Source organism: Virgibacillus senegalensis, from assembly GCF_000821245.2.
In the GTDB taxonomy this organism is placed as follows: Bacteria; Bacillota; Bacilli; order Bacillales; family Amphibacillaceae; genus Sediminibacillus; species Sediminibacillus senegalensis.
Map to the genome: position 1 here is coordinate 225124 of NZ_LN611423.1, position 25158 is coordinate 250281.

Annotated in this window: 19 protein-coding genes, 2 pseudogenes and 1 CRISPR repeat array (1 of these 22 only partly in view); of the genes and pseudogenes, 10 read left to right on the forward strand and 11 right to left on the reverse strand. The window is 39.6% G+C overall.

What is annotated here, in order from left to right; all coding sequences use genetic code 11:
• On the forward strand, positions 1–203 hold a 203-nt coding region (locus tag BN1067_RS20070; protein ID WP_234400605.1), incomplete at its 5' end, for a hypothetical protein.
• A 28-nt stretch (positions 204–231) separates the two neighbouring features.
• Positions 232–495: pseudogene (locus BN1067_RS20075) on the forward strand (IS5/IS1182 family transposase); the annotation flags it as partial.
• Between the two features lie 165 nt (positions 496–660).
• Here the strand turns inward: BN1067_RS20075 and BN1067_RS02500 are convergent.
• The 9 genes from BN1067_RS02500 to BN1067_RS02545 form a co-directional block, all read right to left on the reverse strand.
• The gene (locus tag BN1067_RS02500; RefSeq protein WP_053217364.1) at positions 661–2274 is read right to left on the reverse strand and encodes an ABC transporter permease; all 1614 of its coding nucleotides are present in this window, start codon (positions 2272–2274) and stop codon (positions 661–663) included.
• Positions 2275–2299: 25 nt separating this feature from the next.
• The gene (locus BN1067_RS02505) at positions 2300–3181 is read right to left on the reverse strand and encodes an ABC transporter ATP-binding protein (RefSeq protein ID WP_053217365.1); all 882 of its coding nucleotides are present in this window, start codon (positions 3179–3181) and stop codon (positions 2300–2302) included.
• Between the two features lie 155 nt (positions 3182–3336).
• A complete protein-coding gene (locus BN1067_RS02510; protein ID WP_324777805.1) occupies positions 3337–3966 on the reverse strand; it encodes a TetR/AcrR family transcriptional regulator in 630 nt (209 codons plus the stop codon).
• A gap of 555 nt (positions 3967–4521) precedes the next feature.
• On the reverse strand, positions 4522–4803 hold the full coding sequence (locus BN1067_RS02515; protein ID WP_053217367.1) for a hypothetical protein: 282 nt from the start codon (positions 4801–4803) through the stop codon (positions 4522–4524).
• Between the two features lie 12 nt (positions 4804–4815).
• Positions 4816–5217: an SHOCT-like domain-containing protein gene (locus BN1067_RS02520; RefSeq protein ID WP_053217368.1), complete on the reverse strand. Its 402-nt coding sequence runs from the start codon at positions 5215–5217 to the stop codon at positions 4816–4818.
• Positions 5218–5229: 12 nt separating this feature from the next.
• Positions 5230–5595 (reverse strand): DUF2089 domain-containing protein, encoded by a 366-nt coding sequence (locus BN1067_RS02525; protein WP_053217369.1) that lies wholly within the window; start codon positions 5593–5595, stop codon positions 5230–5232.
• 316 nt (positions 5596–5911) lie between these two features.
• Entirely contained in the window at positions 5912–6418 is a 507-nt protein-coding gene (locus BN1067_RS02530) for a ferritin (protein WP_053217370.1), read from the reverse strand.
• 805 nt (positions 6419–7223) lie between these two features.
• Positions 7224–7931 (reverse strand): nucleotidyltransferase domain-containing protein, encoded by a 708-nt coding sequence (locus tag BN1067_RS02540; protein ID WP_053217372.1) that lies wholly within the window; start codon positions 7929–7931, stop codon positions 7224–7226.
• Positions 7932–8556: 625 nt separating this feature from the next.
• Positions 8557–9264, reverse strand: a complete 708-nt coding sequence (locus tag BN1067_RS02545) for a nucleotidyltransferase domain-containing protein (RefSeq protein WP_053217372.1) — start codon at positions 9262–9264, stop codon at positions 8557–8559.
• A gap of 219 nt (positions 9265–9483) precedes the next feature.
• Here BN1067_RS02545 and hpaB point away from each other — a divergent pair, with 219 nt between their 5' ends.
• Positions 9484–10938 carry a 4-hydroxyphenylacetate 3-monooxygenase, oxygenase component gene (hpaB, locus tag BN1067_RS02550; protein WP_053217373.1) on the forward strand — a complete coding sequence of 485 codons (1455 nt, stop codon included), beginning with the start codon at positions 9484–9486 and terminating at the stop codon, positions 10936–10938.
• Positions 10939–11232: 294 nt separating this feature from the next.
• Here the strand turns inward: hpaB and BN1067_RS02555 are convergent, their stop codons facing one another.
• Positions 11233–12576 carry an alkaline phosphatase gene (locus BN1067_RS02555; RefSeq protein WP_053217374.1) on the reverse strand — a complete coding sequence of 448 codons (1344 nt, stop codon included), beginning with the start codon at positions 12574–12576 and terminating at the stop codon, positions 11233–11235.
• An 834-nt stretch (positions 12577–13410) separates the two neighbouring features.
• Positions 13411–13631: pseudogene (locus BN1067_RS20565) on the reverse strand (ATP-binding protein).
• A gap of 203 nt (positions 13632–13834) precedes the next feature.
• On the opposite strand from BN1067_RS20565, the gene BN1067_RS02565 reads away from it, so the two are divergent.
• The 7 genes from BN1067_RS02565 to cas2 are packed head-to-tail and all read left to right on the forward strand — an operon-like array spanning position 13835 to position 21681.
• Positions 13835–16198, forward strand: coding sequence for a CRISPR-associated helicase/endonuclease Cas3 (locus tag BN1067_RS02565; RefSeq protein WP_053217375.1), 2364 nt, complete (start codon positions 13835–13837; stop codon positions 16196–16198).
• Between the two features lie 13 nt (positions 16199–16211).
• Positions 16212–16937 carry a type I-C CRISPR-associated protein Cas5c gene (gene cas5c, locus BN1067_RS02570; protein ID WP_053217376.1) on the forward strand — a complete coding sequence of 242 codons (726 nt, stop codon included), beginning with the start codon at positions 16212–16214 and terminating at the stop codon, positions 16935–16937.
• Positions 16934–18850 (forward strand): type I-C CRISPR-associated protein Cas8c/Csd1, encoded by a 1917-nt coding sequence (cas8c, locus tag BN1067_RS02575; protein ID WP_053217377.1) that lies wholly within the window; start codon positions 16934–16936, stop codon positions 18848–18850. The genes cas5c and cas8c overlap by 4 nt, the downstream gene beginning before the upstream one ends.
• Complete coding sequence (cas7c, locus tag BN1067_RS02580; protein ID WP_053217378.1) at positions 18831–19706, forward strand: type I-C CRISPR-associated protein Cas7/Csd2; 876 nt, start codon at positions 18831–18833, stop codon at positions 19704–19706. Before cas8c ends, cas7c begins: the two co-directional genes overlap by 20 nt.
• Entirely contained in the window at positions 19693–20352 is a 660-nt protein-coding gene (gene cas4 / locus BN1067_RS02585) for a CRISPR-associated protein Cas4 (RefSeq protein WP_053217379.1), read from the forward strand. Before cas7c ends, cas4 begins: the two co-directional genes overlap by 14 nt.
• Positions 20349–21380, forward strand: a complete 1032-nt coding sequence (cas1c, locus tag BN1067_RS02590) for a type I-C CRISPR-associated endonuclease Cas1c (protein ID WP_053217380.1) — start codon at positions 20349–20351, stop codon at positions 21378–21380. Before cas4 ends, cas1c begins: the two co-directional genes overlap by 4 nt.
• A gap of 10 nt (positions 21381–21390) precedes the next feature.
• On the forward strand, positions 21391–21681 hold the full coding sequence (gene cas2, locus BN1067_RS02595) for a CRISPR-associated endonuclease Cas2 (RefSeq protein ID WP_053217381.1): 291 nt from the start codon (positions 21391–21393) through the stop codon (positions 21679–21681).
• 158 nt (positions 21682–21839) lie between these two features.
• A CRISPR array of direct repeats spans positions 21840–25158; the repeat unit is 33 nt; unit sequence GTCGCTCCCTAGATTGGGAGCGTGGATTGAAAT; it runs 684 nt beyond the window's last position.

Below are 25158 nucleotides of genomic sequence, written 5' to 3' on the forward strand. Positions count from 1 at the left end.
CCACTGAAAAAGTCCTTTCTAATCCAGAAGAGATTTTAAAGTTTGTTGTTGATTCTCACGAATCGCTTATCGGTGGATGCTTGCCGCGGGCACGGCCTCAGCTAACTTGGTCAAGAAGATCACTTAACCAAGTGGATCTTCGGCTCGCGCTGTTCCCGCAGGCGTCACCACCGATCGCTCATCGTGGAATCAACAGAGGGTAAACGAAAAAGAAGTGATTTTCTTTGAAGGGCACCAGAAAATGACGTCATTGACCCCAGCTTACTAGCTCACTTCCGTCGTAAACGTCTGAAAGACATCAACCTTTTAGATCTCCTGAAGGGAAAAACCGTGGAGGTCGCGCTTGAGAAAGGCGTGATTCAATCGAAGTCTCTCATCCTTGATGCGACACACACCAAAGCACGATACAATCAAACATCTCTTCAAGAAGTATTGCGCTCCCGTTCCAAAAACGTCCGAAAAATGATTTATTCTATCGATGAATCCATGAAGGAATAGAGGGCACAAATCATTGAAATTAGATAAAAGCGGTCTGTATGGAAATCAAATTCCATACAGACCGTTTTTTTAAAATTCTACTTTTCAAAGACCTTCAGTTTTTCAGTGGCCTCTGTCGGCCGTTACGTTTTTTCGACCGAGGAGGTGTTTCTATCATCCTACTTAAGCCCCTTCCATCAAATCCCGTCTATGATAGCCCAGATAGCCAATTATCATCAAAGCGATGCTAATGACGATGATTGTAAGGAAGCTTGGAGCATTAAAATCTTCTAATGGCATTCGAGATAGCCAGCTTTGAATGGCCGTTTTGGAAAACCACTCCGGCAAGTCTAAAATGTTACCAAAATAGTTCAACGCAAAAGAGTAGCCAAGATAAACATAAACCACTTTACCTAATCGAGGTGCCCAACCGAGAGCTAATGCCGCTAAACCAATAAAAAATAATACGGAGGGTAAGAAATTGAAACCAGCAGCAAAAAAATCAACCATATCCATCGTTTCGTTCCCCCCCATGGCTGCGCTAGCTGTCCCTCCGAGACTGCCTGCTGCTAAGAAAATGCCTGCCAGGCCTGCCAAAACGGCTAAACCCATACTGGTCCAATAAAATTGGCTGCGGGTCACTTTAGTCGCATAAAGCTGACCTAAGCGCGATCGCCTTTCTTCTGAAAAAAGTTTGTTTACAATGACAATAGGTAAAATTGAAACCAAACTGATCATGACCACCATGATCGTTCCTGTGAAGGATTCTTCAATCGATACGCCTGATTGGGCAAACATTTGCTCCATCATTTCATTACTTCCAAGGAAGGTTTGCATGTCTCCATAAATGGAACCATAAGCAGCTCCCATAATGACAAACGCAATCAACCAACTAATCATGACGCCTTTGTTCATTTTAATAAACAAACCACGGACGGACAGTAAGGATTTCTTGGCTCTATCTCGTCCTTCTCTTTCAGGGAGATAGCCAGCCCCCAAATCCCGGTTTCCTTCAAGCGTAAAAGCAAGGACCACCATCATGATACTGAAAATCAAAGCAAAGATGAGCGGGAGCCAGTTATTATCCGTAAAGGGATAGGTTAAATAAGTCCATCCTAAAGGATTGACCATGGAAAAGTCAGCATTGGAGACATCTGTCCCCGCACGAACGATATAAAGCAAACCTATGATGCCAAGGGATGACCCCGTTGCCCCAGATGAAGCAGGCATAATTTGTGCCATAACCAAAGCAATCACGGCACCGAGAATCCCAGCCATTCCGATGGATGCTCCAAATAAAAAAGAGCCTTCAACAGAAATCGTATCAGCACCAAAGCTTAGCATCACTCCACCAATAAAGAGTGCTAATAAAACGTTGATGAAAAGGATTTCTATCATCGCAGCAAGCGAGTTTGCCTGGCGACCAATTTGAAAGGAGCGCACAAGTTCCAGCAGACCATGATCCTCTTCTTTACGAGTATGACTTACCACATGTAAAACAGCGATGACCATCGCAAATAAACTGCAGAAGAGTAACATTTCGTGTGCATACATGGCACCTAAAGTGTAATCAGCTGCTGTTTCGACAGGCGTAGGGCCAACCATACTTATCATAGCTGGATTCTGTAATGTTTCGAACATTCCCTTTAGCCCCTGCCCTTTGGTTATTTCTTCAAAAGCTGGAACATAAGCAGCTGAAAATAAACCAAGTCCCAGCACCCAAACCATGATCTTTTTCCAATCACGTTTTAGAAAAAGCAGAAACAGTGTAGGCCAACTTGCAAGTTTTTCCTTCATCGATTGTCAACCTCCTTCCAGGCGATTATCCTTCATAATGACGCATGAACAAATCTTCAAGGGTTGGCGGGACGGATTCGAATTTCTTAACCCCTAATTTGCTTGCTTTTAATAAAATGTCATCAAGGTGTTGGTTATCCACGGAGAATGTCGCTTCGTTATCTTTTTGGTTGAAATCAAATACACCCTTTAAACCAGCCATTTCTGCTACATCCTCCTTTGTTGCCAAAGTGACCGTAGAACGAGTCAGGTGACGGAGTTCATCGAGGGTGCCGGTTTCCACGATTTCACCTTGGCGAATGATGGCAACCTTGTCTGCCAAACGTTCTACTTCACTCAAAATATGAGAGGATAAAAGAATCGATTTACCAGCTTCCTTGATTTTTTCTACTTCCTCCTGGAATATGGCCTCCATCAAAGGATCAAGACCGGATGTCGGTTCATCAAAAATGTATAAATCCGAATCAGCAGCCAATGCGGCAATCAACCCTACCTTTTGGCGATTTCCTTTGGAATACCCCTTCGCTTTTTTCTTGGGATCCAATTCAAATCGTTTAATTAACTCGTCGCGTTTTCGCTTATCTCCCCCGCCGTGCAATTTAAGAAATAAATCAATTATTTCACCACCTGTCAGGTTTCCCCACAGTGTCACGTCTCCTGGAACATAGGAAATGCGTTTATGAATTTCAAGGCTGTCTTTCCAAACGTCCTTCCCGAATATTTTCGCACTACCGGCATCTCGTTTGATAATTCCAAGTAATATCCGGATCGTTGTAGATTTACCAGCTCCATTGGGGCCGATAAAACCGACAACTTCTCCAGCATTCACAGTAAAATTGACGTCATTTAACGCTTGAAACTTACCGAACTTTTTTTGTAAACCTTGTATGCTTACAATGTTTGTCATCACCATGCCACTCCTTAAATAGAATTATCGGCTCTTTCTGTCATGCCTTTTTAGATGAACGAGAAAAATACTTCTCTTCGGCCAAATTGCACAACAAGCTTTTGGGACATTGTTTTGTGATTCCATCACCGTAAATTGCCAAATTACCATGACACTCATTTATAAAAGCTATGCTTCAGAATGTGGGCATAACTCTCCCATTCTTTCAGATAGTAATCTCCAAACTCCCCGATATCTTCAAAGCTATTGAGTTGATGGATGGATTTCTCCCCAAAACCAAACATAGTCCAATTAAGAATTTCAATTGCTTTTTCGATATCGATATCTTCACGGAACTTGGTGTAATCAATATCTTTATAGATTAGCTTTGTCCCCTCCTCATAGATAGGATTAACTTTGTTCTTAATAATATCTATTACGTCAGCCGATTCCTCTTGAATGCAGGAAGCCAGGAAATCAAATGCGTGAGGATACTTTTTTTGAATGTGCATTTTCTGTAAGCCAATATTTTCAATTCTTTTAAATAAATCGGTTTCATTTAAATCAATTTGTTCATAAAGACGTTCAATCACCTGAATGCCGTATTCAATTAAATAGACGTAAAGATCTTTTTTGCTATTAAAATAATTAAATAAGGAACCTTTGGATATTTTTGCCTCTTTTACCATTTCATTTGTGGATGCTTGATCAAATCCGTTCTGAATAAATTCCTTTATTGCCGCATTAATAATAAGTGTTTTTTTCTCTGGGTTTAATTTATTAAAGCTTACGTTAATAATCGTGATCTCCTTCCCTCGATTATATTGACCACATTGGTCATTTTTATCTTAGCATTAGTGACCACGCTGGTCAATGATGGGCTTAAGATTATTTAATCATAGCTTCAGATTGATATCCAGCTTTGATACGACAAGAAAGAATCGCCTCATCGCCTTTACTCTTTATGAGGATTTGTTTTCCTAACGAGGAGAAGTTTGAGTTAAGTTATGAAGCGGTAGGAAGGAAAAAAAGTGGTGTCTCTTGTAGAGATTGCGCTCAACCATGAGGGAGTGAGTGAAAGGGAGAGAAACGACGGGCAAAGACGTACGAAGAAAGGGACAAAATAAATGGCTTATTGAGTGTTTGGATGATTTCTTGAAGAACATGTCTTCAACTATGCTTTCAGGAAATCCCAAACCAGGGAAAGCCAGTTGGGAACACAGAAGAAGAAGCGTTTGAGCAGCCTTAAATGAAGTACTTTAACAAAGTTATCCTCATCGATAGGAAAGGCACCAGGAGAAAAGGTGCTGATGGAATGAAGCAGAAGTATCTCCATCTGAAACACCAAATTCTCCTCCACTTTACAATCTCACAATCACTTCCGTGCCGTCTTGAGCTTTCACATTAACTAACTCCAGACCTTTGTTCTTTTTAAGTTCTTTAACAATACGTTTTAGTTCTTTTTTATCTATGGAAGGAATCGTAAAAGATATATTTTTCTTATCCAGGTGAGGTTTAGACCACCTGTTAGCATATCGGATCAATAATTTGGAGGTTAAGATGGAAGCGCCGAAGTCTAAAAGGACATAGGGGACTGGTATCATGAACTTTGCTTCATTTGTTTTCACCTTTACACGCAACATACTCTGCACCCTCTATTCAATAACTATTGAAACGGTATCACCGTTCGCCGACTTCACATCAACAATTTGGCCGTCCAGTTCATTTTCGATTGCTTCTAGAATCATATCGATATCTATATCTTTCACATATTGTTCAGACTGAGGAATCTTGGAAGCGATGTTGTGACCCGCTGATAGAATAACCTGAACCAGCTTGATCGGAAGGTTTACATTTACGTTGTCATTTTCAGTAGACACAACGCGTATTTTTAATGTTTTATCCATGTAACTAGTAGTCTTAGAAGGAGTATCACTTGATTCAACGGAAGTACCTTGTTCCTTTTCTTTTAAAACTTGAATTAATTCAGCGCCCTTTTCCGCATCAACCTGACCTTCTTGAACCATTGTCAAAACTTTTTCAATCTCCTTTTTCATTTAACATTCCTCCTATTCATCTTTTAACATTTTGATTGCTTCATCTGCCGTAATTTCTCCCTGTTCAAGCATCATAACAACCTTTTTCTCGTCTACTTCCTTCTTCTTCTTTCGTTCATAACCCAATGCGGATGCAATGTCGTTCAGCTTGCCCCGAACGGTTGGATAGGAAATTCCAAGTTCTTTTTCAACCTCTTTAATATTGCCTCTGCATACGAGAAAAACTTCAACAAAATGAAGTTGCTCTTTCGTTAGAGAAGCAAATTTGAATAATTCAAATTCGTTCTCGATAGTCGTCTGGCAATGTGAGCAATGCAGTTTCGTAATTTTCAGTGTTTGTGAACATACGGGACAATTGGTTAGTAGTGGATGTGCCATGTTAGATTCCTTTCTTTTTGTTTGATTTGATTATATACAATAAAATTAATAAAGTAAATAAATTAATTAAACAATTTTAATTAAAGTATTAATTATTTTCATTTATTGTTTTATTATATTAACGCTAACTGACTAAAAAAACTCCTTAACAGGAAAGTCTCGACAACCAACTTTTGATTTTTAAGTTGTTTTTCATCGATAGATAAGAAAGACGAGGCGGCCAATAGGGCCAACAATACAAAAAAGCTTCCCATATGGATAACCCTTATGAGAAGCTTACTTTATAATGGTGACTTAATTTACCCAGCGGATAATATTAACCGGCAGGAGCCGCGCCGTTCTGCCTTTGACCAAGCTCTTGATCGAGAAGCAATAATGCTGAAGAATTTTCTCCTGCCAATTTAAGACGATCCACTATCGTTAATACTTGTGCTTCCTCATCAATTTGTTCTCTTAAAAAGTCCTGAATAATGACTGTCGTTTGCGGATCCACTTGTTTAATATAATCATAAGCTTGGCGGTACCAGTTCGTCACATACTGCTCATGCTCCAGAACCTTTTGAAAAGTTTCGAGAGGTGTTCCGAAATCAGTAGGTTGAGCTGGAACATCGCTCAGTTTCACCACCCCATTTTTCCCGGTTAAATAATCGATTAAGGTCAACATATGTGTACGCTCTTCCTCTGATTGAAGTCTGAGCCACTTTGCCATACCTGTATAATTTTCGCTGTCTAAATAAGCCGACATTGCTAGATACAAAGTTGTTGAAATGTGTTCAATTTGAATGAGGTTATTTATAAGTTGTTGCACTTCTTCTCTAACCATTTGACACTCCCCTTTCTTTCATTTTTACCCTTATTAGGTTATGCACCCAAAAAAATTTTTGTTCTCAAAGAAAGGTGTCGGTAACAAGTAGTATTGGACTTAGCCAATTTTGAATTAAATGGAAGCTTAGTAAACCACAAACCGGTGTGGAAGGCTGCTTAAATTCCCTCCCAAGCACTGCATTGTACAGACTTAACACGAGACCATTCTCTCTTATATCTTGCAGTATTTCGTGTTCAAACAATTCATAATTATACTTTGTTACACGATAAGTAAAAGGGAGTGCTATGTGTGCTCCGCGAAAAAAAGAGGCTTGCCAAAAGTGCTGTAAACTTTTGGGAAACCTCTGTTAAACTCGATTTGAGCAAAAGTGTTAGCATTTCGCTCTCTTTACTAAATTGATTCTTTGCAGTTTCTTATCTTCTAGTTGAAATTTATAGAGAGAATATACTCAACCGCCATTAGCAATAGTACTATCAAAAGCGAAGTGACAACATTAATAGATAAATGGGCCACGGCGATAACGAAAGCCAGGACCAAAATTAGCACCCCGACGAAAACGAGAGCGAGGACCAAAACCTCGACGGAAGCGGTAACGAGGGCCGACACCGAATCCACCTATGAAGAATGGCATAAAAATTCCTCCTTTAGTAAATGATATTGTAGGTTATGCCAAAAAGGTGGACGCGGATAGAGACATATATGGAGAAATCTTTAAAAAAACTGCCGATGAATTTCTCATAAGTTACGGTAGTGGTACTAAGCATTTTCATTACTATCATTTCTTTCATAAGTAATTTTTCAACTAAAAAAAGAATCCTTTATAACCAGCGAATAATTGTCCACCATACTTATCAAGTGTAGATTGAATGAATGCTATCAGTTCTGTTTTATCATTCGTCTTCACGTATGTTTTTGTATATTCAGCTAGTTTATCAGACAGATCTTTATCGTATGATTTAAGGTTTCTAGCAACCCACTTTCCTTCACCAAACCAATTCCCCTCCACCCTTAAAATCAGTTCCGTTAACGTATTGATCAACTTATTTAAAATAAAGAAACTTTCTTCAAAGTCTTCTGAACTTCTAAAGTCTGACAAAAAATCTGTGATTTGATACCTTGCTGCATTTATTTTGTCGTCATCCCAAAGCTGTGGACCTTGTTCATAAAGTATTCTTGCCTCTCTTTGGAGTTCCTTTCCATCCCCTTGTTTATCCTCTATAAGTAAACCCTCTGCACACATTTTTATGATGGTGGGCATCCCTTTATATCTAGCTGTTTGAAATTCAAGCTCCAGAGATAAAGCTGTATAAATAAATGCTTCGATTTTCCATCCAAGAAAGTGAAAACATTCAAGTCTCGGTGTTTCTGTTTCATCAATGATAATCAAGTCAAGATCGGATTCCGTTGTTAGATTTCCATAAACGGCGCTCCCACCTAACCAGGCTATATCTGACTCAGGAAAGTGCGTAATGATAAACTGTTGAGCTATTCGCTTGATCGACTCTCTCATATGAAATACCTCCCATACCAGGATATTCACCTAAAGGATTAGTGTTCTAGAACGCAGGTGCTATCTGTAAAACAAATTCCTGTGCTCCCATCCATTTGCTTGGGAGGCGACAAATAATTTCCCCCTTCATTTTTGTCCCATTAACTTTTCCATATTTTTAAGCATAAGATGTTGGGTAAATACCAATTCACGTTTATTTGGCTCAAGAGGAGTGTTATTATGGGAGCTATCAATGGGACAGAATTTCTTAACCGGATAAATCAGCTAAATACAGAAATTTGGCTAGATGGAAAAAAGATTCAGGGGAAAATCTCTGAGCACCCTGCCTTTAAAGGGATCCTTCAGACAAAGGCTNACCAAAATTAGCACCCCGACGAAAACGAGAGCGAGGACCAAAACCTCGACGGAAGCGGTAACGAGGGCCGACACCGAATCCACCTATGAAGAATGGCATAAAAATTCCTCCTTTAGTAAATGATATTGTAGGTTATGCCAAAAAGGTGGACGCGGATAGAGACATATATGGAGAAATCTTTAAAAAAACTGCCGATGAATTTCTCATAAGTTACGGTAGTGGTACTAAGCATTTTCATTACTATCATTTCTTTCATAAGTAATTTTTCAACTAAAAAAAGAATCCTTTATAACCAGCGAATAATTGTCCACCATACTTATCAAGTGTAGATTGAATGAATGCTATCAGTTCTGTTTTATCATTCGTCTTCACGTATGTTTTTGTATATTCAGCTAGTTTATCAGACAGATCTTTATCGTATGATTTAAGGTTTCTAGCAACCCACTTTCCTTCACCAAACCAATTCCCCTCCACCCTTAAAATCAGTTCCGTTAACGTATTGATCAACTTATTTAAAATAAAGAAACTTTCTTCAAAGTCTTCTGAACTTCTAAAGTCTGACAAAAAATCTGTGATTTGATACCTTGCTGCATTTATTTTGTCGTCATCCCAAAGCTGTGGACCTTGTTCATAAAGTATTCTTGCCTCTCTTTGGAGTTCCTTTCCATCCCCTTGTTTATCCTCTATAAGTAAACCCTCTGCACACATTTTTATGATGGTGGGCATCCCTTTATATCTAGCTGTTTGAAATTCAAGCTCCAGAGATAAAGCTGTATAAATAAATGCTTCGATTTTCCATCCAAGAAAGTGAAAACATTCAAGTCTCGGTGTTTCTGTTTCATCAATGATAATCAAGTCAAGATCGGATTCCGTTGTTAGATTTCCATAAACGGCGCTCCCACCTAACCAGGCTATATCTGACTCAGGAAAGTGCGTAATGATAAACTGTTGAGCTATTCGCTTGATCGACTCTCTCATATGAAATACCTCCCATACCAGGATATTCACCTAAAGGATTAGTGTTCTAGAACGCAGGTGCTATCTGTAAAACAAATTCCTGTGCTCCCATCCATTTGCTTGGGAGGCGACAAATAATTTCCCCCTTCATTTTTGTCCCATTAACTTTTCCATATTTTTAAGCATAAGATGTTGGGTAAATACCAATTCACGTTTATTTGGCTCAAGAGGAGTGTTATTATGGGAGCTATCAATGGGACAGAATTTCTTAACCGGATAAATCAGCTAAATACAGAAATTTGGCTAGATGGAAAAAAGATTCAGGGGAAAATCTCTGAGCACCCTGCCTTTAAAGGGATCCTTCAGACAAAGGCTTCCCTATATGACATGCAGCATGATCCTGCATTGAAAGATGAGATGACTTTTCTTTCACCAAAGACGGGGGATTCTGTCGGGCTATCCTTCTTGCAGCCCAAAACGAAGGAGGACTTACTAAAAAGGCGAAAGCTAAGTGAGCATTGGGCAAGAAAAACGGGAGGCTTTATGGGAAGAAGTCCCGATTACCTCAATTCGGCTGTGATGAGTTTCGCCTCTTCTTCTCCTGTATTAAGAGGAAGAGCCAATTGTTTTCCGGAAAATATCCAATCCTTATATGAAATGGCGATGGAAAAAGACCTTTCATTCACCCATACATTTGTCTCCCCTCAAGTAAACCGTTCCAAGACCTATTATGAATCCTCTGAGAAAGAACCCATTGTCGCCCGGGTGATCGATCGAAACGAGGAAGGGATCGTTATTAAAGGTGCACGCCTTTTAGCTACACAAGGGGGAATAACCGACGAAGTACTCGTTACTAGTATTCCTAATTTTTTGCTAGATGAAGAGGAAGCTTTTGCCTTTTCTATTCCATCAGATATGAAAGGTTTAAAATTTATTTGCAGAGAGTCATTTGTTGGTGGGGATTCTCTTTTCAATTACCCCCTAAGTTCTCGGTTCGAAGAAATGGATACCATCCTTGTTTTCGACAATGTACTCGTACCATGGAATCGGGTATTCTATTATGACAATGGACTGGCAGCTGCAGAATTAGCCTTCCAAAGTTCTTTTCACGCTTTTACGTCCCATCAAGCCGTGATCAGACAAATTGTCAAAACCGAATTCATTTTAGGGCTGGCAGAGCTTCTAGTACAAACCATTAACGTGAGCGAGTATCCACATATTCAAGATAAACTGTCAGAAATCATCGTCGGACTTGAAACAATGAAAGCTCTATTGGAGAAGGCTGAACATGATGCCGCTTTAGACAAGTGGGGTACCATGCGCCCAAATGTTGTTCCGCTCCAGGTAGCCAACAACATCTTCCCAAAAATTTATCCCCGCTTCACTGAAATCATTCAATCGATTGGTGCCAGCGGACTGGTTGGTTTGCCTACGGAAAATGCATTTCATTCCTCTATCCGATCCGATCTCGATCAATATCTCCAATCCGCCACGAAGAACGCAGAGGATCGAGTGAAAATATTCCGGTTAGCCTGGGACCTGACCATGAGTTCATTCGGAACGAGACAAACGCAATATGAAAGGTACTTTTTTGGAGACCCGATCCGATTATCAGGCCGTCTATACAAATCCTATCCGCTTGCTGATTATGTAAAAGAAGTTAGCACATTCTTAGACTTGGAAACGGAAGAATAAACGAAGAGCACTCTCCCGCTTTCCCTACGACCATGAAGGCGCATTATCCAGCACAAGGCGATCCATTTCAATAATCGCCTTTTTCACCTTCTTTTTTACGGTATACACAAGCAATGAAATTAGAAGGCTTCCCAAAAGTTCCGTGAACTCCTGAGAAGCCTCCGTTACGATATATTGGTGATAACAATAACTGCTCTTGAGAAAATACATAGATAGATCATTCAGTTATAGGGAGTTGTGGTTTTTTGCAGAAAAAGAGTGCTAATCACAATCGATTAGCACTCCCTGTAGTACTTATTTTAACTTCATAACATCCGCAATCATTTTCGGCAAATCCGTATTGTCATGGAATCCTACAAACTCATCTGCTTGCGGTCCATACACATAAAGTGGAATGTGTGCTCCAGTATGATTGGTGCTTGACCAGCCAATCTTTGCGTAGTTACTTACAATCGTATTGATTGCAAGCTTAGGATTGCTTGCGTCTTCAATGGCTTGTACCTCTTCTTCTGATAACGCTAGCCCTGTGTACTCTTCCACTACTTCCCTTACGTTGGAACGTTCTTCATTTAATTGTGCGGCCATGTATTCACCAGTGGCGGTTACATTGCCTAAAACATCAGCACTTAATTCCATCGATTCATTTGCACCAGTTGTCATTCCACCAGTGTCATGGTCCCCAGCAACAACAACCATTGTTTTCCCATCTTCTTCTGCAAATTTCAATGCCTCTTCTACCGCTTTCTCAAAAGCAGCTACATCAGACATTGCCCATGCCGCATCGTTGTCATGTCCAGCCCAGTCAATTTGGCTGCCTTCTACGACAAGGAAGAATCCATCCTTATCTTCTTCTAAAACATCAATAGCTTGTCCTGTCATTTCAGCAAGACTTGGCTCTTCTGTTTCCCCACGATGTAATTCAGGAGCAAGTGCATCTTCTGCAAATAGACCTAACAATTTGTCCCCATCTTCAACATTCAAGTCTTCTATGTTTTGTAATTGATCACGCGTTTCTACAAAATTAAATCCTTTCTCATCTGCTTCTTCTATTAGATTACGCTCTTCCTGGTTTCCGCCTTCAGAGGATGGAAGAAAGTTATTTTTTCCTCCACCAAGTATTACATCTACTTCACTCTCAACTAGTTGTCTCGCAATTTCCGTTTCCTTGTTACGATCATCTACATGTGCTGCAAAAGAAGCAGGAGTAGCATGTGTAACCGTTGAGGTCGCTACTAAACCAGAAGATTTACCCGCTGATTCAGATTTTTCAAGGATAGTCGGTAACACTTCTCCTTCTGGATCAAGCCCGATAACCCCATTGTTTGTTTTTTCACCAGTTGCCATTGCCGTTCCCGCTGCTGCAGAATCTGTAATATCACTATTTGCAGAATTTGTTGTGTACATCCCTTTTAAATGCGCATCCCATATCGCATCTTCGCCTTTATACACACGGTAATTCGCAGCATAATCCGAGCTAAACCCATCTGGAATCATGTAGATGACATTTTCTACTTTTCCATTATTCGGTTTCCCTTTGTCACCAGCTTGATCAGACTTCGCTGCATCTACCACACCCAAACTTGATCCTGAGAATACAAGACCTGCGCTTAAAGCTAAAACACCCAATCTTTTATACATCATACCTCTCCTCTCAAATCCTATTTCAATTACTAATTTAGTAGAAAGATATTGACTGCGTATTAACGGCAAGTTAACGTTCAGTGAAGAATTTTCAATCTATTTGCCTACTACTTTCTTCACGGGCAACTTGAGAGGAACGGAAAGGTAAAAAGCTAAACGGTGTTTATATAATTTATTCATTATCTTGGCGACGAAGGAATTTGGGGTTCACATTGTGGATTCGAAAAATGATAAGGAGCATATCAATTAGTGTAATAGGAATCTACTTTTTCTCAGTAAAATTCATCCTTAACGAAGATAATTCGCGTACTTTTATAAATTTTATGGTATTTGTTTTAAGTCTTTTGGTAATAGAAGTATTCAACTTTTTTACTCGTTTGGAAGTTAGTGCTGGAACAGCTATTGTTATTGCTTTTATCACTTTGGTTTTAATAACCCTTAACTTTAGTTAGGAAGGAAATCGAAAATAAAAGCGGGTAATCTATCCATCTCAGCGATTAGTTTACGACGAATATGTAGACCATTATGTATTTGGACTAATTATTATAAATCCTCAGAAAAAAACACCTATTAGCTTGGGTATACGGTTTTTTCTTTTTCTTGGGAGCTGTACTTTTTAAATTTCCTTCTGTTTTAGATGCTTTCTTCTACATCACATACTCCCTCTCCTTTATAAAGAAGTGCGTTTATCTTATCATATCAATTTATTAAAGTAAAAAATTACTAATTACTATAAAAAATGGTGAAAACAAGGAAGATGTGCAGGAACAATGGTGTCAAGGCCGTTTAATTTTCTACAAAATCGGCAGGTTAAAATTATAAGCTACCGCCTTATTCGGCGGCTTTGTTTTTCATTCGAAAGCTTGGCCCTTCGACAGAAAATACTCTGGAATGATGGAGAACCGATCTAATTGCTGTCTCAATAATTCCCTCTCCTAACACTTTTCCCCACTGGCTGAAGGTTTGTTAGACGTTAAAATGACCGAACTATTTTCATACCTTCGACTAATTACTTGAAATAAATAATGTCCTTCATTGGTTGATAGATTCAATTACCCCAATTCATCAATAATCAGGGTTGAGGAAACGATAATCACTATATTTGGATTACCAATACTTTTCTCTTATAAGAAATTACCCTTATTTACCTATATTTTAGTAAATTTATCCATATTTATATATCCGATGTACAAAAGTTTTGTTACCATAGTTATAGAATGTTTTATACTAGGTTATTTTAATGGAGGTGGATGAATTGTTACTAGCTCATATTAGGAATAGTGACTATGCAGAGCAATCTGTTCAATCGCACTTAGAAGAGGTATCTTTAATCGCACGTGAATATGGCGACTCTGTAAACTTGGGAGCTCATGCGGAATTGGCAGGACTTTTACATGATATGGGTAAATTCACACAACACTTTACAACTTATTTACAAAATGCCGTTTTCAAAAAAGAAGTTACCAAGAAAAAAATAGACCATTCTACTGCAGGTGCCAAATACTTATATGATCGTTATTATAATCAAAATACCTTTCAGAATTACGTGGTTGAAACAGTTGGCATGGCGATTTTATCTCACCATTCGGGATTGCAGAATTTTATACACCTTGACTTAAAACCCTCTGACTATTTAAGGCGGGTAACCAATGTAGAACTACCTCACTATGATGAAGTGGTTGAGAATTTTGAATCGATAGAAGGAAATGAACAAAGAGTGAAGGCTCTTATCGAAGAGGCTACCAATGAATTTAGGGCATTCATAAAAAGTATAAAACCTTTCGCAAAACCTAATGTTTATTTGAACTTGATGCAAAAGTTAGTGTTTAGTTGTTTGATTGATGCTGATCGGACTAATACCAGATGTTTTGAGGAAAATGAAGAAAATAACCAGTCGCCCGAAAATGAGAACGTATTCAAGGATGGGTATAAGGAGCTTATGGCCCAGGTTACAAAATGGAAACACCAACAAGTGACACAAATAAATCAATTACGCAATGATTTATCAGAAAGTTGTGACCAATTCGCTAACAAATCTTCAGCTATCTATACATTAACTATTCCAACCGGTGGTGGTAAAACCTTTGCGAGTCTCCGTTATGCACTAAAACATGCCCAAACTCATCATAAATCCCGCATTATTTATGTAGTACCCTATACAACGATACTGGAGCAAAATGCAGAAGCTGTAAGAAGAATTATTAAGCAGCCTGAAGCTGTTCTTGAGCACCATGCCAATGTAATAGACGATGATAACTTGGATGAGGAAATGGATTATTATCAAATACAGAACCACAAGAATCTCCAATTAGGAAGAGACAATTGGGATTATCCGATTATTTTTACAACAATGGTACAATTTTTGGATGCCTTTTTTCAAAAAGGAACAAGAAAAAGCCGTCGATTACATAATTTAACTAACTCTATTATTATCTTTGATGAAGTGCAATCTGTCCCCTATCAACACTCCGAATTATTTAATGCAGCTGTGAACTTTCTACATATTGTAGGGAACAGCAGCATTGTGTTATGCACTGCAACACAACCCGCAATAGATAAATCGAACCATCCCATTCTACTAAAAGAAAATTCAGAGATGGTACCAAACCTTAATAGAGTAGTAGATGCGTTCAGACGGGTAACCTTCCACAATAAAGTAGAACGTGAAGGGTGGGATGTCGATCAAATAGGAAATTTTACTGAACAGATTGTACAGAAAGTAGATTCGGTATTGATAATATTAAATACAAAAACAGTAGTAAGAAAGTTATACGAGCGTCTAGCAGAACAAGAAGAAGCTTATGTTGTCCATTTAAGTACATCTATGTGTCCCTCACATCGAAAGGAAAAGCTAGCAGAAATTAAAGGAAAACTGGGGAAAGAAAAGGTTATTTGCATTAGCACGCAGCTTATTGAAGCTGGTGTGGATATTAGCTTTGAATCTGTCATCAGGTCTCTAGCCGGCCTAGATTCAATTGCCCAGGCAGCAGGGCGTTGTAATCGAAATAAAGAAGTAGAGATTGGAGACGTATATCTTATACGCGCAAAAGATGAACATCTTTCTAAATTACCAGAAATTCGTATTGGTGGGGAAGTAACAGAAAACTATATTCTGTCTAATCCTCAATACGCCGAGATGTTATTAAATCCTGAAACGATTAGAACATACTTCTCACATTTTCAGGCAGAAGCCTCTCGCGAAATTTTGAGAAACCCAAAAAGGTTAGATTATGAATTAATAGATCTGCTTAATGGGTCGTTCGCAGCGAAACAAAGCCCACAGACAAAATCCACGGGAATGTTCAAAACGATAGAACGATATTTTGAAGCCATATCTTCACCTACAACGGGTGTTCTGGTTCCATTTGGGGAAGGTAAAAATATTATTGCACGTTTAAATGAAAACATAAACGACCATACACTATTTAATCAATTGTTAAAACAAGCCCAACAGTACAGTGTTAACCTTTATGATTATGAATTGCAAAAATTAAGTTCTGAGAATTTAGTTACACCGCTCTTTAATGAGGCAATCTTTTGTCTGAATGATAAGGCGTATCACGAACAATATGGTGTCTCGTTAGAAGGAGAAGCAACATTAGATAACTATACCTTTTAAGGAGGTGAAAATAATGAGAAATCAGATTGAATTCATTGTTTATGGTAAATATGCCCTTTTCACTGACCCTACAACAAAGATTGGCGGAGAAAAATTCACGTATCAAGTACCAACATATCAAGCATTGAAAGGAATTGTGGAATCGATTTACTGGAAACCAACTATTACATGGTATGTTGATGAAGTTCGCGTGATGAATGCGATTCAAACGGAAGTAAAAGGGATTCGCCCAATAAAATATCAAAACAGTGATAATGATTTAATGTACTATACGTATTTACGTAATCCAGCGTACCAAGTCCGGGCTCATTTTGAATTTAATGAGAATAGACCAGACCTCGCCTATGACCGTAATGAACACAAGCATCATAACATCGCAATTCGCGCCACTAAAAGAGGAGGACGAAGGGATATCTTTTTAGGAACGCGAGAATGTCAGGGATACATTGAAGCATGTTCTTTTGGGGAAGGCGAAAGTTTTTATGATCATTACGGTGATATTAGCTTTGGACCGATGTTTCATGGATTCACCTACCCAGATGAAGGGGATCAAAAATTATTTCAAGCACGTTTATGGATGCCAACCATGAAAAACGGGATTATTTCATTCAAGCGTCCCGAGAATTGCGAGATTGTTAGAACAATACACAAAGATAGTATGAAACACTTTAAGAAGGGAACAAATTTCACTCCAGTTGATGAGGAGTATGAAACGATGTTTAAGGAGGTGAAGCGATGAGTTGGATGCAGCAATTAGCCGATGTTTATAAACGCAATGGATCACAAGTTGGAAAATTTGAAGAACGACGGAAACAACGTATAACATTGCTCCCGGTTTCACATGTGATGCAGAGTGCTCAAATAGAGATCTTAATCACTTCAGAAGGTGAATTTAAAAATGCAAAAGTCATTGACAAAGAAAATGCACGGACGATAGTTCCGGCAACAACAGCATCGGCAAACAGGGCGAGCACCAGTGCCCCCCACTTTCTGCACGATAAATTACAATATGTCGCAGGAGATTATGTAAACTATGGAGGGGAAGCAAAACGCAAGGGACATTATAACGATTACTGTAAACAAATGAAAGACTGGGCTGAAGCAAGAAATGCTCCTAAAAAAGTTAAAGCAATCTATTCGTATATTTCAAAGGGAACCCTAATACAAGATTTAGTTAACGAAAAAGTTCTTCCTATGGATGACAATAATAAAGTGATTGACAAATGGACTGCAAACAAAAAAGAAGAAAAGCCAAAAATCTATAAAGCAGTATCGGAAGGCGCTCTTTCAGCTTTTGTAAGATTTGATGTATTACATGAATCTCCGGATGACCCTGCTGTATGGGAAGATCATATATTGTTTAATAACTTTATAGATTTCCTAGAAAATTCACATGATCAGAAACAAGGTTATTGTTATGTGACAGGGAAACAAACAACCTTAACGACTCAACATGGATCTCGCATTCGTAATGCTGGTGATATGGCCAAATTAATCTCAGCAAATGATCACTCTGGGTATACATTCCGTGGCCGTTTTGCTGAGGCGACAGAAGCTGTACAAATTGGCTACAATGTGTCACAAAAAGCACACCATGCGCTAAGATGGCTGATTCAAAGACAAGGAACATACATTGATTCACGCTACTTTGTCTCTTTTGGTTTAGAACAGCCTGATGTACTTGATCCTTTTGACAACACAAAAGAATTAATGAAAGATGATATTTTTGCTCAAGATTTACTGGCTTTAAGTAAAGAACAAGTTTTAACAGAAGACGTAGTAGGTGAAGAGCTGAACAAAGCCTTACATGGAATGAAACATAATTTAGAAAAAGAAAATCTCAAAAATGTAGTAGTTATAGCACTTGACGCAGCAACCAAAGGAAGATTAGCCATCGTCTATTACCAACAGCTTAGTGCTGATTTATTTTATAATGCCATCATAAAATGGCATATGACGTGTCGCTGGATTCAAAGTTATAAAGAAGAAGGTACAAATGTCACAAAATCATATGTTGGAACCCCATCTACGTTCCGAATAGCCGAAGCAGTTTATGGCAGTAAAGCAGATAGCCGAGCCAAAAAAGATTTATATACACGGCTACTTCCATGTATCATCGAACAAAAACCGCTTCCCAAAGATATTGTACGGATGATCTATAATCGCGTTAAAAATCCGTTTAGTTTTACCAATTCTAATGATTCTTGGCAGGCAACACTCCATATTGCATGTGCACTCATTAATAAACAATATGAAAGTGAGGGATACACAGTGGCATTACAAGAAGACAATCATTCACGTGATTATTTATTTGGTCGTTTGCTTGGTATTGCAGAAGTTATGGAAAAAAGAGTTCTTGAAAAACGTGATGATAAAAGAGCTACCAATGCAACCCGTTATTTTAATGCTTTTTCACAGCATCCAGCTCGGACTTGGATGATTATTCGCAAACAGTTGGCGCCATATTTTGAAAATTCAAGTGATAATACGAGTTACTACGCAATGCTTTTACAACAAGTTGAAAACAAATTAAATACTGAACAAATGACCGATGATTCTCTCAAACCGATATTTTTACTTGGCTACAGTAGCCAAATTCAAAACATGTATACGAAAAAGGAGGATAATAAAAATGACAACATTGAATCATAAGATTGATTTCGCAGTTGTATTTACAGTCGATAAAGCTAATCCCAATGGTGACCCACTCAACGGTAACAGACCTCGTCAGGATTTTCATGGACATGGAGAGGTATCAGATGTAGCTCTTAAAAGAAAAATAAGAAATCGTCTGCAGGATGAGGGAGAATCAATACTTGTGCAGTCAGACGAAAGACGATCGGATGAATTTCGTAGCATTAAAGATCGCGTTGATTCTGTGGACGAACTGAAAAAGCTACTAACAAAATCTAAAACAACTGGTACTGATGAGCAAACAGCTGAAATGATTGCCAGTAACACCTGGTATGATGTGCGTGCTTTTGGACAAGTCTTTGCCTTTAAAGGAACCAAGATGTCTATAGGCATAAGAGGGCCAGTATCAGTACACACTGCAACAAGTATTGAACCTGTCGATATATCAAGTATGCAAATAACAAAAAGTGCTAATTCCATAACTAACGAGAAAGATCCCGGTCAAAAAACATCAGATACAATGGGAACTAAACACCGAGTCGATTTTGGAGTCTATGTCTTCTATGGCAGTATCAATCCACAACTCGCTGAACAAACAGGATTTACATATGAAGATGCTAAAAAACTTAAAGAAGCTTTAAAAACACTTTTCGCGAATGATGCGTCTTCTGCAAGACCTGATGGCAGTATGGAGGTAAACAAAGTTTTTTGGTGGGAGCATAATTCGAAGTTGGGTCAATATTCTTCTGCTGCTGTACATCGCACAGTAAATGTGAAACGAGTTAAAAATGATTTACCTCAGTCTATTCAAAATTATAAAATTACTGCAAATAAATTAGATGGATTGGCTGTCGAGGAATATGACGGACTATAAAGAAGATGAATATCTATTACTTTCAGGCATTCAGCATTTTGTCTTCTGTAAGAGACAATGGGCATTGATTCATATTGAACAAGAGTGGAAAGAAAATGTACTAACAGTGGAAGGTAATTACCTTCACGAAAAGGCAGATAATCCTTTTATACGAGAAAAAAGAGGAGAAACCATTTATGTCCGTGCTTTACCAGTCCATTCAAGAGAATTGGGTATCAGCGGTGTATGCGATATGGTTGAATTCATTCAAGATAAGGATGGTATTCCACTCGATCAAGAAGAAAATCTTTATCGTGCAAAACCAATAGAGTATAAACGTGGAAAGCCAAAAAAACATGATGCTGATATTTTACAATTAGTCGCACAGGTTATATGTCTAGAGGAAATGCTAGCCACCACTATTCATGAAGCAGCGCTTTTCTATAATGAAACAAAACGTCGTGAAAATTTTATGATCAACGAGGATATGAAGAGACGCGTCGTAAAAATGGTACAAGAAATGCATCATTATTATCATAGAAGATACACTCCTCGCGTAAAAACAGGGAAACATTGTTTACGCTGCTCTCTGCATAATTTATGTTTACCAAAGTTATTAGAAAGAGAAAAAGTATCTACGTATATGAATAGGATGTTGACAGATTGAAACAATTATTAAACACCGTTTATGTCTCTGAACCTGATATGTATTTGGCTTTAAAAGGGAAAAATATCAACCTGATGAAAGATAATAAGTCTATTGCACGTATTCCACTTCATAACATCGAAGCAATATCTACTTTTGGACACCAGGGTGCAAGCCCTGCACTAATGAGTGAGTGTATGGAGCAAAACATAAGCTTAACTTTTTTCACAAACAGTGGACGCTTCCGGGGTCGGCTAACTGGTAAAATAAATGGCAATGTTACATTAAGAAAAAAACAGTATCGTGTTTCAGATCATGAAGAGGAAAGCACTAAAATTGCTAAACATTTCATTGTAGGGAAAATCTTTAATAGTGAACAATTGCTGAAAAGAACAACTAGAGACCATGCTTTAAGGGTTGATGTCAATCGTATCAATCAAATAGTGAATAGATTACATGATTCTAGAAAAGAGGCTTTAAGCTGCAATAATTTAGATGAACTACGTGGTATTGAGGGAAATGCAGCAAATGCTTATTACAGTGTATTTGATGAATGCATTTTACATCAAAAAGATATATTTTTCTTTCGCGAACGTACTCGCAGGCCTCCCTTGAATCCTGTAAATGCTTTGCTATCTTTTGCCTATTCTTTACTTGCATCAGAATCGGCTGCAGCACTTGAAGGAGTTGGGCTGGATTCTTACGTAGGGTTTCTACATCGTGACAAACCAGGCAGAACATCATTGGCGTTAGATTTAATGGAGGAATTACGTTCAACCATAGCCGATAAGTTTGTTTTGAAGATAATCAATCGTAAACAGATAAACAGTAAAGACTTTGTTACTAAAGAAAATAAGGCAGTAATCCTTACAGATGAAGCCCGCCGTAATTTTTTACAGCTTTGGCAAAAGGAAAAGCAGTTAGAAATCACCCATCCCTACTTAAAAGAAAAAGTATCTTGGGGATTAATCCCCCATATCCAGGCGTTATTATTGGCTCGCTTTCTACGCGGAGACCTTGAGGCATATCCCCCTATTTTAGTAAGGTAGGTGTTAAAAAATGTTAGTATTAATCACATACGATGTGCAAACATCTTCTGAAAGCGGGAAAAAACGTTTGCGAAAAGTTGCCAAAAAGTGTGAGGAATATGGTGTTCGTGTACAAAACTCTGTATTTGAGTGCATAGTTGATAGTACCCAACTAAAACAACTGCAAATTGCACTTGAAGAAATTATAGACCCCTCAGTTGATAGTTTGCGTTATTACCGACTAGGTAATAATCATGATACTAAAGTGAAACATATGGGTGCTAAACCGGCAATTAAAGTCGATAAACCTTTAATTTTTTAGCTGCGAACCTTAAGTGAACATAATAATACCGGGGGGTTCGCGTGAAATATTGGTGGTTCACCTCTCATAAAAGTTTAAATAAACATGTGATAATTCTATTAACAAGAAGAAAAATCAATATATAGTATTATATTCGATACGTATACCTATATCTCGCTGTCGCTCCCTAGATTGGGAGCGTGGATTGAAATTCCAGGTTAGGACTCACTGTTTCCCCTCCTAAGTCGCTCCCTAGATTGGGAGCGTGGATTGAAATTTGTTTTGCTGTTAATTTAGCCATTTATGTCATCAGTCGCTCCCTAGATTGGGAGCGTGGATTGAAATAGAACATAACCAGCATGCTTTTCCATTGATTGCAGGTCGCTCCCTAGATTGGGAGCGTGGATTGAAATAGTTTTTCGGCAGCTGCCTGTTGCAATCCGGGTGTCGCTCCCTAGATTGGGAGCGTGGATTGAAATAGGCCGGTATATTGCATCAACTCATATTTTGCAAAGTCGCTCCCTAGATTGGGAGCGTGGATTGAAATATCGTGCGCGAAGAAACGGACATCGACAAAATCGTCGCTCCCTAGATTGGGAGCGTGGATTGAAATAATGACATCGTTCATTTGCTCGCCCTCCGTTTTGTGTCGCTCCCTAGATTGGGAGCGTGGATTGAAATCCTCGGTCCATTTAAATCCACGTGGATGCATGATGTCGCTCCCTAGATTGGGAGCGTGGATTGAAATAAACATTATCAGAAATGGAAAGCCAACAAGACCAAGGTCGCTCCCTAGATTGGGAGCGTGGATTGAAATCAAATTTTAAAGCTATTGCCTTCATGCGTGTATGTCGCTCCCTAGATTGGGAGCGTGGATTGAAATCATATCAAGCCCTGGTTCTTTTCAAAGCACTCCGGTCGCTCCCTAGATTGGGAGCGTGGATTGAAATCACGTCTTGGCCACAATAAGATTTGTATTTTTCCGTCGCTCCCTAGATTGGGAGCGTGGATTGAAATTAGCCATCAGCTGTTAACGGCAAGCCTTCCGCCCGTCGCTCCCTAGATTGGGAGCGTGGATTGAAATAAAACTTTCACCAGTCCGTCTGGTCGTACTTAACCGTCGCTCCCTAGATTGGGAGCGTGGATTGAAATAGTGCGTCGGAACAATCAACATCCAACTTTATGGTGTCGCTCCCTAGATTGGGAGCGTGGATTGAAATCGTGATGGAATAGGCCCGGTTGAAGGCACCGACCAGTCGCTCCCTAGATTGGGAGCGTGGATTGAAATAACATATCGAAGAAGGGTTGATTGATACGGTCCTGTCGCTCCCTAGATTGGGAGCGTGGATTGAAATTTCAAGTCGATTTGTCCGTCGTGTCCGATGATGATGTCGCTCCCTAGATTGGGAGCGTGGATTGAAATAATGCAAGACAATTCGCATTCGCGGCGACCGAAAGTCGCTCCCTAGATTGGGAGCGTGGATTGAAATTCCTCTACGGTGCCTGGCGTATATCCAATCGACCGTCGCTCCCTAGATTGGGAGCGTGGATTGAAATGAACACCTACGGGAACACGGTTGGACCGCAACCATGTCGCTCCCTAGATTGGGAGCGTGGATTGAAATTGCCAAGTCCAACTTCCAAACCTTGAATCTGGAGTCGCTCCCTAGATTGGGAGCGTGGATTGAAATTCTTAGAGAATACACCGGTCTGAAAGACATTGAAGTCGCTCCCTAGATTGGGAGCGTGGATTGAAATTCTACTCTTAATTTCCAAATCTCTGCCAACCGCTGTCGCTCCCTAGATTGGGAGCGTGGATTGAAATGAGTATCTTTTGTTTGTCTTCCGCCTGCTGAACTAGTCGCTCCCTAGATTGGGAGCGTGGATTGAAATTCTTATTTGCTTGTAGAGGACTTCCTGAACGTCCGTCGCTCCCTAGATTGGGAGCGTGGATTGAAATTTCGCAGTGAGTACGAAATCATCGAGCGCCCGGGTCGCTCCCTAGATTGGGAGCGTGGATTGAAATGTGCCTCAACCGCTTCTCTTAACACAGCCATTAAGTCGCTCCCTAGATTGGGAGCGTGGATTGAAATCTCGTTGCTGCTGTACCACTCGCTTAGCCAAGCGAGTCGCTCCCTAGATTGGGAGCGTGGATTGAAATTGGCGTTGTCGAAAACCCTTCCGCCGATAATACAGTCGCTCCCTAGATTGGGAGCGTGGATTGAAATCGGAGTCATCCGTTAAATGGCTATCCTATCGAGTCGCTCCCTAGATTGGGAGCGTGGATTGAAATCTTCTGTGATGAATGGTATCTCCGCCGTCCCGTTGTCGCTCCCTAGATTGGGAGCGTGGATTGAAATCTGATGCATTTTTCGAGGGGGATGACACTTTTAGTCGCTCCCTAGATTGGGAGCGTGGATTGAAATGAAGTCCTTTGCTGTCTCTTCTCTTCCGTACTTGTCGCTCCCTAGATTGGGAGCGTGGATTGAAATAATGATCGAGGTGGTCGAAGGATTTACCAAACCGTCGCTCCCTAGATTGGGAGCGTGGATTGAAATACATAGCTTTGAAATTGATTCAAGTGCCAGGGCTGGTCGCTCCCTAGATTGGGAGCGTGGATTGAAATAAATATCATGTCGATCAGTTCTTCATCCCGTTCGTCGCTCCCTAGATTGGGAGCGTGGATTGAAATAGCCGGGCTACACGCCAAGTGACGAACAACAGACGGTCGCTCCCTAGATTGGGAGCGTGGATTGAAATAATAAGGATTACACATTAATAGGAGACGCTTTTACGTCGCTCCCTAGATTGGGAGCGTGGATTGAAATGGTACTAAAGAAGGCAATCGTCGACTTACAGCCGGTCGCTCCCTAGATTGGGAGCGTGGATTGAAATTCTGTGATTTGGTTCAACAAGTAGGTATCAAAATCGTCGCTCCCTAGATTGGGAGCGTGGATTGAAATATCCTTTGCTAAGCACACCGAAATAAGTTATACGTCGCTCCCTAGATTGGGAGCGTGGATTGAAATATTATGAATCATACACCAACAATCACATCATCCCGTCGCTCCCTAGATTGGGAGCGTGGATTGAAATAGCTTTGCGATGGACATATTTCGTCAACTGTCTGACGTCGCTCCCTAGATTGGGAGCGTGGATTGAAATAAGTCGTTGGCGTGGCGAATCAAAACCATTGTCGTCGCTCCCTAGATTGGGAGCGTGGATTGAAATAATTTAAAAAGTTTTCCAAGAAGCAGCTGAAAGTGTCGCTCCCTAGATTGGGAGCGTGGATTGAAATAAATTAGTAAAATTAAATATCAAATACAATACGGGTCGCTCCCTAGATTGGGAGCGTGGATTGAAATCGTGAAAGGTAATCCGTTTCACTTTTGCGCGATCGGTCGCTCCCTAGATTGGGAGCGTGGATTGAAATTAAAGCGGATGTATTGATTACACCAAATAGCAAGTCGCTCCCTAGATTGGGAGCGTGGATTGAAA